The organism is Paenibacillus sp. NMA1017 (assembly GCF_058895805.1).
Window position 1 is genome coordinate 565,990 of record NZ_JBZXYR010000002.1, and the last position, 14,818, is coordinate 580,807.

At 45.2% G+C, this 14,818-nt stretch carries 11 protein-coding genes and 1 tRNA gene; 3 read left to right on the forward strand and 9 right to left on the reverse strand.

Annotation, left to right across the window (positions count from 1 at the left end; genetic code table 11):
- Positions 1–221 precede the first annotated feature (221 nt).
- A complete protein-coding gene (locus AC5ELV_RS07800) occupies positions 222–1,121 on the forward strand; it encodes a carbohydrate ABC transporter permease (RefSeq protein WP_493429755.1) in 900 nt (299 codons plus the stop codon).
- Here AC5ELV_RS07800 and AC5ELV_RS07805 read toward each other — a convergent pair.
- Positions 1,118–3,379 (reverse strand): helix-turn-helix transcriptional regulator, encoded by a 2,262-nt coding sequence (locus AC5ELV_RS07805; protein ID WP_493429756.1) that lies wholly within the window; start codon positions 3,377–3,379, stop codon positions 1,118–1,120. The two genes, AC5ELV_RS07800 and AC5ELV_RS07805, sit on opposite strands and share 4 nt — an antisense overlap.
- Before the next feature lie 169 nt (positions 3,380–3,548).
- On the opposite strand from AC5ELV_RS07805, the gene AC5ELV_RS07810 reads away from it, so the two are divergent.
- Positions 3,549–5,045 (forward strand): GDSL-type esterase/lipase family protein, encoded by a 1,497-nt coding sequence (locus tag AC5ELV_RS07810; RefSeq protein ID WP_493429757.1) that lies wholly within the window; start codon positions 3,549–3,551, stop codon positions 5,043–5,045.
- A 288-nt stretch (positions 5,046–5,333) separates the two neighbouring features.
- On the forward strand, positions 5,334–5,666 hold the full coding sequence (locus tag AC5ELV_RS07815) for a hypothetical protein (RefSeq protein WP_493429758.1): 333 nt from the start codon (positions 5,334–5,336) through the stop codon (positions 5,664–5,666).
- An 88-nt stretch (positions 5,667–5,754) separates the two neighbouring features.
- On the opposite strand, the gene AC5ELV_RS07820 is transcribed toward AC5ELV_RS07815, so the two are convergent.
- The 8 genes from AC5ELV_RS07820 to pyrC form a co-directional block, all read right to left on the reverse strand.
- Positions 5,755–6,378, reverse strand: coding sequence for a LysE family translocator (locus AC5ELV_RS07820; protein WP_493429759.1), 624 nt, complete (start codon positions 6,376–6,378; stop codon positions 5,755–5,757).
- A gap of 655 nt (positions 6,379–7,033) precedes the next feature.
- A tRNA-Ile gene (locus AC5ELV_RS07825) sits at positions 7,034–7,107 on the reverse strand.
- 124 nt (positions 7,108–7,231) lie between these two features.
- Positions 7,232–7,396, reverse strand: coding sequence for a hypothetical protein (locus tag AC5ELV_RS07830; RefSeq protein ID WP_014282411.1), 165 nt, complete (start codon positions 7,394–7,396; stop codon positions 7,232–7,234).
- A gap of 145 nt (positions 7,397–7,541) precedes the next feature.
- Positions 7,542–8,183 (reverse strand): orotate phosphoribosyltransferase, encoded by a 642-nt coding sequence (gene pyrE, locus AC5ELV_RS07835; RefSeq protein ID WP_013311063.1) that lies wholly within the window; start codon positions 8,181–8,183, stop codon positions 7,542–7,544.
- Positions 8,180–8,974: an orotidine-5'-phosphate decarboxylase gene (gene pyrF, locus AC5ELV_RS07840; RefSeq protein WP_493429760.1), complete on the reverse strand. Its 795-nt coding sequence runs from the start codon at positions 8,972–8,974 to the stop codon at positions 8,180–8,182. Before pyrF ends, pyrE begins: the two co-directional genes overlap by 4 nt.
- A 67-nt stretch (positions 8,975–9,041) precedes the next feature.
- On the reverse strand, positions 9,042–12,257 hold the full coding sequence (carB, locus tag AC5ELV_RS07845; protein WP_493429761.1) for a carbamoyl-phosphate synthase large subunit: 3,216 nt from the start codon (positions 12,255–12,257) through the stop codon (positions 9,042–9,044).
- A 1-nt stretch (position 12,258) separates the two neighbouring features.
- Entirely contained in the window at positions 12,259–13,395 is a 1,137-nt protein-coding gene (gene carA, locus AC5ELV_RS07850; protein ID WP_493429762.1) for a glutamine-hydrolyzing carbamoyl-phosphate synthase small subunit, read from the reverse strand.
- A gap of 61 nt (positions 13,396–13,456) precedes the next feature.
- Positions 13,457–14,779 carry a dihydroorotase gene (gene pyrC, locus AC5ELV_RS07855; protein ID WP_493429763.1) on the reverse strand — a complete coding sequence of 441 codons (1,323 nt, stop codon included), beginning with the start codon at positions 14,777–14,779 and terminating at the stop codon, positions 13,457–13,459.
- Between the last annotated feature and the right edge of the window lie 39 nt (positions 14,780–14,818).

Here is a 14,818-nt window from a genome sequence, read left to right on the forward strand (position 1 = left end):
CGATTTTCGGTATTCCGCATATAATCATCAAATGATAGCGTTTACAAAATTAGGTGTGCAGCCTACTTTTCAACCTTTTCACCTTAGCTAATGATTACTACACAACCTAATGATCATCCGCTTTCGTCCATGATTAGAGAACACCTCAAGATTTGATTATATACGGAATTCTTTCCTCTTGATAAGGTTGACTTGTAAACGATTACAAGGAGGTCAACCACATGGCACAAGCATTACGAAAACAAAAATTACGAAAAAAAGAATCGCTGGGCAGTCGTATTTTCAACATTGTAAACAGTACACTATTGATTCTCATTGCCCTCACTTGTCTCTTACCTTTTTTGAATATCATCGCCAGCTCTTTTGCCTCAACCGAAGAAGTGATAGCCAAGAAGTTCATTTTGTTCCCAGTTACTTTTTCCTTGGATGCCTACCGCTATATTCTGTCGACTCCCACCATTTTTAGAGGTCTCGGGGTTTCGGTCGGAGTAACGATCGTCGGTACAGTTGTAAGTATGATATTTACTGCTTTTATGGCTTATGGATTATCCCGAAGATATCTACTTGGCCGCAATACGATTAACTTTATTGTCGTGTTTTCTATGTTGTTTAGTGGGGGGATGATTCCGACATTCCTCGTTGTAAAAAGCATGGGGCTTATCAATTCGTATTGGTCCTTGATTCTTCCCGTGGCCATTAATGCGTTTAACCTGATTATCATGCGTAACTTTTTTCAGGCGCTGCCGGATGATCTGGAGGAATCAGCCAAGATGGACGGGTGCAACGATTTTGGTATCTTCTTTAAAATTATGTTGCCATTAGCCCTGCCTTCTATTGCCACCATCTCTCTATTCTACGCTGTTGCCTACTGGAATACGTATATGCACGCCATTCTCTATATTAATGATTCTGCCAAATGGCCGATTCAAGTCTTGCTACGTCAAATTGTAATCGTTTCCAGTGGTATGCAGGCAGAAGGAACTGCTGTAGATGTCATCCCGCCTGCGCAGACGATTAAGATGGCAGTCATTGTCATTGCGACCGTTCCGATGTTAATCGTGTATCCATTTGTGCAAAAGCACTTTGTCAAAGGAGCTTTATTAGGCGCGGTTAAAGGCTAATTGGCTTGCTTCATCTTTCGGTAAGCTCCCGGTGTAACCTGTTCCTTTTTCCGAAAAGAGCGGATAAAGTTTTGCGAATTATGATATTGCAGTCGCTCGGCGATTTCTTTAATCGTCATATCTGTCTCAACGAGCCACTTCTTACCCATTTGCAGCCGGTAGCCCATCAGATATTCACTAAACGTCGTTCCGTATTCTTTTTTGAAAATGCTGCTTAAATAATTCGGATTGTAATGAAGTCGGTCTCCAATGAGTTCTAATGATAATTCCTGGTCATATTCAGCACGGATAATAGCAGCAATTTTCTCCGAGAGGCAGCGGAATTGCTGGTTGGTCTTCTCCTTCATGCTTTTTACCATGGGAAAAATAACTTGCTCTAACAGCATACGTTCTATCTCTTCCGGGTTACGGATGTCCAGCAAACGATGATACAAGGCATGATTGTCTTGCGTCAGCAGCACTTCAATCCCTAATAGCTGCTCCAATTGGATGAGGTTATTCACAAACCGTACCAGCAGCACTTCAAAGTTCATGGAATGATTGTTTTTTATCATCATTTCCTCCAATAAAGAGTGCACGGTATGATATACCTGCTCTTCGTCCCCTATTCGGATGGCATCAAACAGTTTTGATTCCAATTCCGTAGGATAATGAAGCAGTACCGGACCTGAAATGACCATGGAAATATCTTCATAAAAAATAATCGATTCTTTGCCTAAATTTAGGCGGTGATGCAAAGCTTGCTTGCTCATCTCACAGGCTTCTTTACTTTCTAATAAGTTATCATACGCCGTACTAATGCCGATGCTGATGGATACATTCAAATACTCTTTTACGTTTCGAACCAAAAGGGTCGCATCATCTAGGACTTGCTTTCTCATTTCCTGTTCGCTCTTACCTGTCAAAATTAATATGGTGGCCTGAGTGTTATCGTTCAAAATGATGGGAAGCATTCGCTGCTGCTCTGGAATCGTTTCTTCTACGATTTTATTAATAGCCAGCAACAAAACATCTTTATCCGAGGGCTCTCGATCTCCCAGATTATCCAGTTGGACTAACAAGGTAATATACATTTGATTCTCGATCTGCGGATAACCCAAGCGAGGCATTTTTCGTGCCAATTCCTCCGCAGAAATACGTTTGCGGAACAGGTTGAGAATCAATTGGGTTTCCAACTGTGGCATTTCGGACTGAATGAGACTTTCCAAGCTTTCCTTCTCGGTTACAATGTTGTCGATAGAATTAATAATCCATTCAATTTCATTTTTAGAAGGTTCATTTTTGAAAGCGAAATTAGGATTTTTAGGCAAGCTGCGTTTTATTTGCTGAAATGGCTTTGTAAAGTAAATGGCAATGAAGTACGCCACTACCACCATTAAGAGCGTTAATACAAGTCCCATCATGATGATCCCAAATTTGGTCGTTTGAAAGGCATCCGCAATTTCTTTTTTATCTAATACCGTTAAGTAAGTCCAATTGTTATAGGCAGATTTGGCGTAAATGACTTGTCGTGCAGGCTGCTGATCCGTTTTCTCCAAAGTTAACATACCTGTGTTGCTCGGCTTCACTGTAGCTTCTGAAATGTGCTGAAGCTGCTGGGTGGACAATAATTGTTCAGCAGGCTGGGTTTCATACATTAAATCGCCTTGATTATTCAGAATAAACACGGGCATATGATCCTCTGTTTGAATGGTATGACTTAACGTCTGCGACGAAATATCAGACAGCGCAATGGCCTGCTTCTTTTTGGAAAACACAGGCAAGGTATTAACAAAACGGATTCCGTTATCTGTTTTTATCCAGAATAGTCCCTTTTCTTGGTGATCGATATAGGTACTAATCAGCTTTTCTCGTTCCGTTTTCGTCAAATAGGACAGGCTTCCATTGGAGATTCTCCAATTCTGATCCAGACTGATTAGTGAATATTCCGTTCCCTCTAATCCCATCGTAGCAATATAATTGAGCTGAGTATTCACATTCCGATACGCTATAAAATCTTTTTCTGTAATGGGATTTTTCACAACATCATTAAAGGAACTGGTTGTGCTATACGTATTAAAAGCATATTCAATCGTTTGAATTTTCTGCTCTAGGCTATTTCTGATCTGCGCCATGTAGCTTTGCTTGGTATTGGAAACTCTCTCCACAACGGAGCTAATTGTTGTAAAATAGATGTAGCTACCAAAACTGGCCACCAATCCTATTCCCAAAACCAGAATCGTAATAAAAATAGTGTAGAACATTCTTCCTTTTTTCATTGCGCTCCCCCTCTGGCTCTTTGCATCACATCAAAATTATAGCGCTTTCATAACAAGGTTTAAATCATTTTTTTTCACGTGTGCATTATTTTTTACATCCGTATCATTCCAATTTAAGTTGATTTTGTTTGGTTTGCGGCAGTTAAAAAGAAATTTGGAGGAGTTACTTATGTTACATGTTGTTGGTCCTAAAGAACCGATTGTAAAAGAAGAATTTCCGTCAAACACTTCCTTTCTCTCCCTCTATCCCGTAGCAGTTCGTGAAGCTCGTCCTTTTATATTGGTATTACCTGGCGGTGGCTACGAGCATTTGGCCTCACATGAAGGAGAGCCTATAGCTCGATGGTTGAATGATCTAGGTATTCATGCGGGTGTGCTGGAGTATCAAGTCGGCGATTTCGAGATTACTTCCTTGTTGGAGGATGTAGAAAATGCTCTGCAATGGATTCGACAAACACCGCATGACTGGCTAGTCATTCCTGAACAAGTGGGGCTCATCGGTTTTTCAGCAGGCGGTCACTTGGCCTCCATTGTCTCCACAATAGGGACGGTAAAGCCAAATCTTCTGTTGTTGGGATACCCTGTAATTTCATTTCATGAGCCTTATACACATATCGGAAGCCGTACGCATTTTTTAGGTGAACAGCCGACGCTAGAACAGCTTCAAGCCTTTTCATCCGACCGACAAGTAACTTCAGAGACACCTCCAACTTTGATGTGGACTACGGCGAATGATGGCGCTGTACCGGTAGAAAATAGTCTGTTGTTCGCTTTTTCATTATCCCGGGAACGTATTCCGTTTGAACTGCATGTATTTGAGGAAGGGCGACACGGATTGGGACTGTCAGAGGACAACCATGAATGCCATCAATGGCTCAATCTGGCGGAAACTTGGCTTCAAAAACATGGATATGCTCGGGCAAGGCAACAGATGACAACTCGACTGTTTATCGCTGGGGACTCCACTGCAGCTCAAAAAGGGGCTACCGAAAAACCGATGACAGGCTGGGGTGAACACCTGCAAAGCTACTTGGCACCGTCTGTTCATGTGGACAATCGTGCCGTCAATGGACGAAGCACCAAATCTTTTATAACAGAAGGCCGGTTAGCTGATATTGAAAAAGATATTCAAGCTGGAGATTATCTGTTTATTCAATTTGGACACAACGATGAGAAAAAAGAAGATCCCACTCGCTATACCGATCCTGATGGAGAGTATCGTCAAAACTTAATTCATTACATTCAGTCCGCTAGGGAGCGTGGTGTAATTCCCGTGCTATTGACCTCTGTAAGCCGCCGCCGATTCACCGCAGACGGTGAACCTGATCCGCTGGCTGTAGGAGCCTACCCTGCTGCCATGAGACAAGTAGCCGCGGAAACCAAAACACCCCTGCTCGATATTTTTGAAGCTTCTCAGCAGCTTTATCGTTCAATGGGTGAAAAAGAGTCCCAGCAGCTATTTATGCATTTGCCTGAAAAAACACATCCTAATTACCCCGCTGGTGTAACGGATAATACCCATTTCTCTGACGAAGGAGCAAGACAGATTGCTCAGCTTGTAGCAGAAGCAATTCGTCAATGTACGGAACTGTCCGCATTAAAACAACGTATGGTAGAAAAGAATCCAGACAGCGGTGAGAGGCTTGCGCACCAACTTGTCAACTGATATCAAGTGCTAAATATACAAATACGAAAACGGACCTCGGGCATATCACTCCGACGTTCGTTTTTTATTCCGTGTGGATCAAAGACTATACAGCTAGGAGAGTAGTTCAAAAGTATGGTGAATTAAAAATCAAATACTTAAATTGTTATATTTTAATTATGTTGTACTTTTCGTGACTTTAGAATTGTTTTTCTGTATTATTTTCACAACATTTGTCGAATAAAGTGAAATTGACGATTTACATGGTATATTTTAGGAGTACATATCATGCATTAGGAGGAATTTTTTATGAATACTAAGAAAATCTTATTAACAACAGCAATGTCTTTGGGGCTAATTGGTAGTATCATCGTCCCTAGTGCGTCCGCGGCAGTAGGCCCTTCTCCGGTAATTACGCCTGTTGTAGAAGTTAACGGAGTATATTACAGAACGGCTACATTGCCACGAAATTATTCCTATGCGCTGTCAAATTACCCGGGGGATACTTATAAAGTGGCAAGCGGAAATGTCACAGTCACCGCTTCTGGCGTGGTAACAACTACTACTGCAACGACTGCAAGAGTCGAAATTTACGGCGGTAATGGTAAATTGAGAATGGTGTATACCGTTAAGGTATCCTAAGTAAAAAGCGGTAAAGAAAGCACTGTCCGTTTATTGCGATAGTGCTTTCTTTATGGTCGGGCTGATGTCACCCCATCCTCATAGATACTCAATGTCCTGTTCTTTGAACTTTAAAGATCATATTTAAACCGAATCCAATTAAAACGAGACCCGTAGCTTTATCAATAACATTTTGTACTCTCGGAGACATTAACCATTTCCTTACATAACTCAACAATAATACGATTGTGGCAAACCAAACAATGGAAACTGCTGCATAAAAGGACCCCATAAGTAAAAATTGTAGACTTGGATTGTAGTCCGGCATAATAAATTGCGGTAAAAACGTTAGAAAGAATATAGCCACTTTTGGATTTAAGGTATTAGTTATAAGCCCTTGCATAAAGGGTGACTTCTTCGAGGGTACTGTCTGACCATAATTCTCTGTGGATTTACGCCGTTTGATGAAAGATAATAGACCCATATAAATCAAATAAATAGCCCCGATGTACTTAACGAATTCAAATGCAAATGCTGATTTCATTAAAAGCAAGGAAAGTCCCAATGCAGCAGCAGCCGTATGAATAAGAACACCAGTAGTTATACCTAGTGCAATTTTGATACCATCTTTTTTGCCATCGGTGAGTGTTCGCTTTGTGATTAATGCGAAATCAATCCCGGGTGACATGACTATAAAAATAAGTAATACCACAAAAGCTAGTAAGTCATTCATGAATGTGCCTCCATTAATTGAAATTTCGGATACATAATATTAACGTGTTGCTGTTCTTTTTTCAACCACCGTAGCCACCCTCTTGCGATATGTAATGAACAATTTATTATTATAATAAAAGTGAGATTTAAGTTAAGATTGAGATTATTAGTTTTAAATATAGCTACTAGATGATCCAACACTTTCACCAAGCCATATTTAAACACTAGGATTAGCAAAAAGATCACTGGTGCTTCCCATGACCAGTGATCTTTTTATTTCCACTTATGATGTTTAGCCCACTTTTTAGCAGCCTCTTGATAACTCATTTGCTTGTTCCATAAAGTATGATTGATTACCCAATCATCCATCGCTTGCTGGTACGTTTCAAGAATTTTTAAATCGCAAATATTCCAAGAACAATAAACTTTTTTGTACCAACTTCCTGATGTTGCTCCTTGGGTATATCTCCGTACTGCTTTACTTGCTTGTCGCTTTACTTAACGTGTAGCTTGATCTTTCCTAATAGGTGACTTTTTCATACTTCTACTCAAATTGCCTCTAACCTCCTTATGGGAAGCTAGGATAAACGATGTACCTCTCTAAAACAAATCCGATGAAGAAAGCAAATATAAACAACAAAAAAACCCTTGCTACGCAAGGGTTTTTGAGGAAATGGGCCCTGAGGGACTCGAACCCCCGACCAATCGGTTATGAGCCGACCGCTCTAACCAACTGAGCTAAGGGCCCTCAAAAAAACATGTATATTCACGTCACATATTCATAACAGCAACGTTAATTAATATACAACATTTTCTTGTGTTTCGTCAATAGTCTTTCGAAAATTTTCTTTTTAAAAATTACTTTCGTGGACTTACGGAATAAATCGGACACCATAACGACCTTTGCGCGAGCGGTACACCTCCACTGCGCGGGGATCATTGTAGCCATACATCCAGCCGTCGTGTTCCAACCTTTTTGCCAGACATCCTGCCTGAAATTTAGTCGTGTACAGTCTGCCATAGTAAATCCAATACATCCGAGCTCCCTCTTTTCACATGATGGTAGGAGTTAGTGTAACCGGATCGAATTCGATTTACACGGCCTGGCCATAACAATCTACAATGGTTAGCAACGAGTACGAATCGCTCTAATCATTAACCTATTGGCCCCTATAGCTCATCTTATTTGCCAAAGGAAGCGGGGTCCTGACGCCAGGAACGCAGCAGTTCCATCTCTTCTTCCTGAATGGTTCCTTCTCGCAAGGCAACATTCATCAGGGCTGTATAATTGGACAGGCTTTGCAACTCCACACCTGCTTCTTCAAAAGCTTGAGTCGCTTTGTCTAGCTGGTAGCTGAAAATAGCTAGTACCGCTAACGGCTGAGCGCCTGCTTGTGCTACGGCTTGTGCTGCTTTAATGGAGCTGCCTCCTGTAGAAATGAGATCTTCGATGACCATAACCTTTTGTCCTGCGCTGATGCGGCCTTCAATTTGGTTCTCTTTCCCATGTCCTTTGGCTTTGTCCCTTACATAGGCCATTGGCAGATTTAGCTTTTGCGCCACCCAGGCCGCATGAGGAATCCCTGCTGTAGCTGTCCCTGCAATGACTTCGGTTTCGGGATATTGCTCACGAATGAGGGCAGCAAATGAGTCTGCGATCAGCTCGCGTACCTCCGGGTAGGACATGGTCAGGCGATTGTCACAGTAGATTGGCGATTTAATGCCGGATGTCCATGTAAAAGGCTGTTGCGGGCGCAATGCCACCGCCTGAATACGTAACAGATGGGACGCGATTTGCTCGGGGATACTATTGAATGTGGTCATACTTGTATCATCTCCTCAATAATGTGTTCCGCTGCAGCGCGTGGGTCTGCTGCTGCGGTGATAGGACGTCCAACGACAATGTAGCTGCTGCCTTGGGCAATAGCTTGCCCAGGTGTAAGTACACGCGACTGATCGCCTGCAGCACTACCTGCCGGGCGTATGCCAGGAGTTATCGTCTTAAAGTTTGATCCACATACAGCACGAATGGCAGCCACTTCCAAAGGTGAAGCTACCACACCATCCAGTCCCGCCTCACGGGTCAGTTGTGCGTAACGAACCACTGCATCCTGTACCGTACCAGGAATACCTAATTCCTTATTCATGGTCGTCTGATCCGTGCTGGTCAGCTGTGTGACTGCAATAATGAGCGGCATGGAAAGCGAGCTGTCTGCGGAAATAGCTGCTTCTGCACCAGCTTTAGCGGCTGACATCATATTAACGCCCCCAGCAGCATGTACGTTAAACATATCAACACCTAAGCGGGTAATGCTCTCTGCCCCTCCCCGCACCGTGTTAGGGATATCATGCATTTTCAAATCCAGAAATACGGAGTATCCTCTGGACTTTAGCTGTTCTACAAAAGCTGGCCCTGCACTATAAAACAGTTGCATACCTACTTTTATATAACAGGGAATCCCCTCTAGCTGCCGAATTAACTGCTCAGCCTGTTGTGCATTGGGATAATCTAATGCAACCATCAGCCGTCCGGCCATCTGCTGAAATGCTCCATTCACCGTTCTACATCCCCTTTTCACGTCAATTCGGGTACATTTGCCCGTGATAAAGGACATCCGTCAGCCGAAGCTGATGAATGTCCTTCCCTGTGCTACTTATTTCCTCACATCTATTCGTAACGCATTAGTTGCTCAGGACTGGCATGGATTCGGATGTGAAATTGATCGTTTCCAGCATTCTTAGCAAAGCGCGTACTGTATCCAGTGAGGTCATGCAGACGATGCCATTCTCAACTGCTTCGCGGCGGATACGGAATCCATCACGCTCTGGCGTTTTTCCTTTAGTCAGCGTATTGAAGACAAAGTTGGCTTCACCCGTGCGGATCATATCCAGGATGTTCGGGTTACCTTCGCTCAGCTTGTTGATCGTGTTCACCGGAATATTGGCTTGCTCCATAGCAGCCGCTGTTCCACCTGTTGCAATAATTTTATAGCCCAGTCTGTAAAAGCCCTGCATCAACTCGACAGCTTCTTCTTTGTCCTTATCTGCCACTGTAATGATGATCGCTCCAGTGGATGGAATTTTCATACCAGCCCCCACAAGTCCTTTGTACAGTGCTTTGGCATACTGAATATCGCGTCCCATAACTTCACCTGTCGATTTCATTTCCGGACCCAGTGTCGGCTCTACACGGCGTAGTTTGGCAAAGGAGAATACCGGAACCTTAACCGAGACATAATTACTTTCAGGCCATAGACCCTCTGAATAACCTGCATCTTTAAGTTTACCGCCCAAAATAGCCTGTGTCGCCAGATTTGCCATCGGGATATTTGTTACTTTACTCAAGAAAGGAACCGTCCGCGAGGAGCGAGGGTTAACCTCGATCACGTACACCTCGTCTTGATGAATAACAAACTGGATATTTACCAGGCCGATCGTTTTCAATTCCTTGGCGATGCTGATTGTGATTTCCACAATTTTTTGTTTCAGCTCGGCAGACAAGTGCTGTGGTGGATACACTGCGATAGAGTCACCTGAGTGAACCCCGGCCCGTTCTACATGCTCCATAATGCCTGGTACCAATACTGTCTCGCCGTCGCAGATGGCGTCGACCTCAACTTCTTTACCCAGCATATAACGGTCGATGAGCACCGGATGCTCTGGATTGATTTTAACCGCTTCTTCCATGTACCGCAGCAATTCCGTATCTGAGTACACGATTTCCATAGCGCGCCCGCCCAAGACGTAGGATGGCCGTACCAGGACCGGATAGCCTAGCGCCTGTGCGGTTCCTACTGCTTCGTCCACCGAGGTGACCGTGTTGCCTTTAGGCTGTGCGATAGCCAGACGAGACAAAAGTTGCTCGAACTTTTTCCGGTCTTCCGCTTCATCGATACTTTCCAGACTTGTGCCCAAAATATTCACGCCTGCCGCACTCAGCGGAGCTGCGAGATTAATGGCGGTTTGACCCCCGAACTGGACGATAACTCCAATCGGTTTTTCCTGCTCGATGACATTCATTACATCTTCGAAGAAGAGCGGTTCAAAGTAGAGGCGGTCGGATGTGTTAAAGTCCGTAGATACCGTCTCCGGGTTGTTATTGATAATCACTGCTTCGTAGCCCGCTTTTTGAATAGCCCATACCGCATGTACGGTAGAGTAATCAAATTCAATCCCTTGCCCGATCCGAATCGGACCGGAGCCGAGTACGATAACTTTCTCTTTGCTAGATGGAATCACTTCGTTTTCCACCTCATAAGAGGAGTAGTAGTACGGAGTTGTGGCTTCAAACTCGGCTGCGCATGTATCTACCATTTTGTAGACCGGACGCAGGTTTTGAGCTAGACGGAATTCACGTACTTCACGCTCGGTTGTCATACTGTCATTTTGGCCCATACTGCGAATCTCGGCGATAGAGCGGTCGGTAAAACCTTTACGTTTGGCCTGATAGAGTGTTTCGTAGGTCAGCTCAGATTCTCCAGCGATGATGGCTTCGAACTTGACGATTCCCTCTACCTTGTCGAGAAACCACCAGTCAATTTTCGACAAATCTTGAATCTCCTGCTGCTGCCAGCCGCGACGGAACGCCTCGGCTACCAAGAACAACCGCTCATCATCTGCTTTAATCAGACGATCCTTGAGCACGTCATCAGATAGCTGTTCGGCTCCCTTAAGATGCAGACGGTTTACACCGATTTCCAAAGACCGTACCGCTTTATGGATGGACTCTTCGAATGTGCGTCCGATGGCCATGACTTCACCCGTTGCTTTCATTTGCGTGCCCAGCTTGCGGTTGGCAGAAATGAATTTGTCAAATGGCCAGCGTGGTATTTTGCTCACGATGTAATCCAGTGTTGGCTCAAAGCAAGCATACGTTTGTCCCGTTACCGGATTCACAATTTCATCCAACGTGTAGCCCAGTGCAATTTTGGCAGCCATTTTAGCAATCGGATATCCGGTTGCCTTGGAAGCCAGCGCCGAGGAGCGACTTACGCGCGGGTTTACTTCAATTACATAGTATTGATAGCTGTGCGGATCAAGCGCAAACTGTACATTACAGCCACCTTCGATATTGAGGGCGCGGATAATTTTCAGAGAAGCGGAGCGCAGCATCTGATATTCGCGATCTGACAGCGTCTGACTCGGAGCTACGACGATACTGTCGCCAGTATGCACGCCGACTGGATCAAAGTTCTCCATATTACAGACAACGATGCAGTTATCATTGCCATCACGCATGACCTCATACTCGACTTCCTTCATACCTGCGATACTTTTTTCCACCAAACATTGTCCGATTGGACTGTATCTCAAGCCAGAGCTGACGGTTTCACGCAGTTCTTCTTCTGTGGAGCAGATACCTCCGCCTGTTCCCCCTAGCGTATAAGCCGGGCGAACGATAATTGGATAACCGATTTCGTTAGCAAATTCTAACGATTCTTCCAAGGTTGTTACAATTACACTCTCCGGTACAGGCTGTTCCAACTCGCGCATCAAATCACGGAACAGATCACGATCTTCGGCTTTTTCTATCGAATTCAGTTGAGTTCCCAGCAGCTTGACGTTTTCACGCTCCAGCACTCCGGCGCGAGCCAGTTCCACTGCCATATTCAGACCTGTCTGTCCTCCCAGCGTAGGAAGCAGACCATCTGGACGCTCTTGACGGATAATCTGTGTTACAAAATCAAGTGTAATCGGCTCGATGTATACTTTGTCTGCCATGTTGGTGTCTGTCATGATGGTTGCCGGATTACTGTTGATCAGTACTACCTCGACGCCTTCTTCTTTGAGCGCTTGACAAGCTTGTGTACCAGCGTAATCAAATTCTGCTGCCTGACCAATGACGATAGGACCGGAACCGATCACAAGTATTTTTTTAAGTTCTGTATTTTTCGGCATATTAGCGCTCTCCTCTCACTGCGGCGGCGATAGCAGCCTGACGCGATTGCTTTGGATGATTTCTTTTGTGTTCACGGATCATGTCCAGAAAACGGTCAAACAGGTAGCCATTGTCGTAAGGTCCTGGTGCAGCCTCTGGATGATATTGAACCGAAAACGCGGGATACTTAGTATGTTTAAGACCTTCAATCGTTTTATCGTTGTTATTAATATGCGTCACTTCAAGCTCAGTTCCTTGGATCGAATCCTCATTTACCGTGTAGCCGTGATTTTGTGATGTGATAAAGCAGCGTCCGCTCTCCAGTTCTTTCACCGGATGGTTACCACCACGATGTCCGAATTTCAGCTTTTCCGTATCCGCTCCCGAAGCTAAAGCGAACAACTGGTGTCCCAAGCAAATTCCGAAAATCGGGTATTCCCCTAACAGTTCAGCTACCGTACGAACGGCATGGGGTACGTCTTTTGGATCTCCAGGGCCGTTAGACAGCTGGATACCGTCCGGGTCTAAGCGGCGAATTTCCTCAGCCGTCGTATCATGTGGAACGACAACCACATCGCAGTCCCGTTTATTCAGTTCTCGTAAAATGCCGCTTTTTGCACCATAGTCAATCAATACGATCCGTTCTCCGTTGCCAGGACTGCTGTACGGATGAGGTGTGGATGTCATAGGAACCTGATTGCGCAGTTCTTCAATGGTCAAGTCAGACATCATTTCTTTCAGTTCTTCCAGCGGCTGGGAACCAGTCGTCAAAATGCCCTTCATCGTGCCGTGATGGCGAATAATCCGGGTAAGCATGCGGGTGTCGATGTCGCTAATGCCAATGATGCCATATTCCTTCAGCAAATCGCCCACGCTGTATTGAGCACGCCAGTTACTTGGCGCCGGCTCGTAATGTCGAACAGCAAAGCCATGGACATAAGGCCGTACCGATTCAAAGTCATCCCGAGTAATTCCGTAATTACCAATCAGCGGGTAAGTCATCGTTACGATTTGTCCGCAATAAGAGGGATCAGTCAGCACCTCTTGATAGCCTGTAATCCCTGTGTTGAAAACGACCTCGCCTGTTCTTTCACCTTCCGCACCAAATGATGTGCCTGTAAACAGCGTGCCGTCCTGAAGTAACAATCTTGCCTGCATCCCGTCTCACTCCTCTATATTGTTTCCTGCTATAAGGTTCTATTTTTTAAGTGGTTTCTAATTATTTTGCTTCGTCAGCAGACCATACCAGTTTGCCGTCTACCCAAGTTTTTACAGGCCAGCCTTTGAGCTTCCAGCCTGTAAAAGGAGTGTTGCGTCCTTTGCTGGCAAACGTTTGCGGATCAACTGCCTGCTCCTGCTCCAGATCAATCATGGTCAGGTCAGCTGGAGCTCCTTCTTCCAGACGTCCCGTATCAAGGCGGAAGACACGCGCTGGATCAGCAGTCATACGACGCACCAGAAAGTCCAGCGTCCATTGTCCGGTAGCTACGAATTTCGTGTACAACAGCGGGAAGGCCGTCTCAAATCCAACGATCCCGAATGGCGCCAGCTCCATCCCTCTTGCCTTCTCTTCCTCACTGTGCGCTGCATGGTCGGTTACGACGATGTCAATCGTACCGTCTTCCAGTCCCTCGATGCATGCCTGCACATCACGTGGGGAGCGGAGCGGAGGATTCATTTTCCAGTTCGCATCCAGCCCAGGAATGTCCTCATCTGACAATACCAAGTGGTGCGGGCATACCTCAGCCGTTACCTTGATGCCAAAAGATTTCGCGTGGCGAATTAACCGCACTGACTGCTCTGTGCTGACATGGCATACATGATAGTGTGCCCCGGTTGCCTCGGATAGTAAAATGTCTCGTCCGACGTGAATGGCTTCGGATTCGTTCGGAATGCCTTTAAGTCCGTGGCGCTTGGCAAATTCGCCGTCCGTCACCGCCGCACCTTCAACAAGCGTGTTATCTTCACAGTGTGCAATAACCGGCATATCCAGTACTTTGGCCCGCGCCATGGCGTCCTTCATCATTTGCGCGCTTTGCACCCCGACACCATCGTCAGTAAAGCCGATTGCACCTGCTGCTTTGAGCGCTTCAAAATCTGTCAGCTCACGACCCAGTTCGTTTTTTGTAATGGCTGCGTAAGGAAGAACCTTGGCAAGCCCGGCTTCCTGTCCTTTTTTCAATACCAGCTGGACTGTGTCGACATTGTCCGTCACTGGACGTGTGTTTGGCATGCAGGCAATCGTCGTAAATCCGCCTTTCACCGCCGCGCGGCTGCCCGTTTCAATTGTTTCTTTATATTCAAAGCCAGGTTCTCTCAGATGCACATGCATGTCGATTAAACCGGGGATGACCAGTTTTCCCTGGGCGTCGATCTTTTCGATTTCGCGCTCCTGCCCAGATGCCCCTTCTTCCATAAGTAGGCTGACTCCAGCATCCGCACTTGCGATAGCCAAAATCTTTCCGTCGGCGATTAGGATGGATTTCAATTCAGCCTCGCCCTGCTCGTTCAATACGCTTGCATTCATAATTAATTGTTTCATCTGAAATATTCCTCCGCTCAGTTTTCTGCAACTTTTTCC

Bases quoted from the DNA above. Each gene is read 5' to 3' on its own strand.
- AC5ELV_RS07810 (WP_493429757.1), top strand. From the start codon at position 3,549: ATGTTACATGTTGTTGGTCCTAAAGAACCGATTGTAAAAGAAGAATTT.
- AC5ELV_RS07805 (WP_493429756.1), bottom strand. From the start codon at position 3,379: ATGAAAAAAGGAAGAATGTTCTACACTATTTTTATTACGATTCTGGTT.
- pyrC (WP_493429763.1), bottom strand. From the start codon at position 14,779: ATGAAACAATTAATTATGAATGCAAGCGTATTGAACGAGCAGGGCGAG.
- carA (WP_493429762.1), bottom strand. From the start codon at position 13,395: ATGCAGGCAAGATTGTTACTTCAGGACGGCACGCTGTTTACAGGCACA.
- carB (WP_493429761.1), bottom strand. From the start codon at position 12,257: ATGCCGAAAAATACAGAACTTAAAAAAATACTTGTGATCGGTTCCGGT.
- pyrF (WP_493429760.1), bottom strand. From the start codon at position 8,974: ATGTCCTTTATCACGGGCAAATGTACCCGAATTGACGTGAAAAGGGGA.
- pyrE (WP_013311063.1), bottom strand. From the start codon at position 8,183: ATGACCACATTCAATAGTATCCCCGAGCAAATCGCGTCCCATCTGTTA.
- AC5ELV_RS07820 (WP_493429759.1), bottom strand. From the start codon at position 6,378: ATGAATGACTTACTAGCTTTTGTGGTATTACTTATTTTTATAGTCATG.
- AC5ELV_RS07800 (WP_493429755.1), top strand. From the start codon at position 222: ATGGCACAAGCATTACGAAAACAAAAATTACGAAAAAAAGAATCGCTG.
- AC5ELV_RS07830 (WP_014282411.1), bottom strand. From the start codon at position 7,396: ATGTATTGGATTTACTATGGCAGACTGTACACGACTAAATTTCAGGCA.
- AC5ELV_RS07815 (WP_493429758.1), top strand. From the start codon at position 5,334: ATGAATACTAAGAAAATCTTATTAACAACAGCAATGTCTTTGGGGCTA.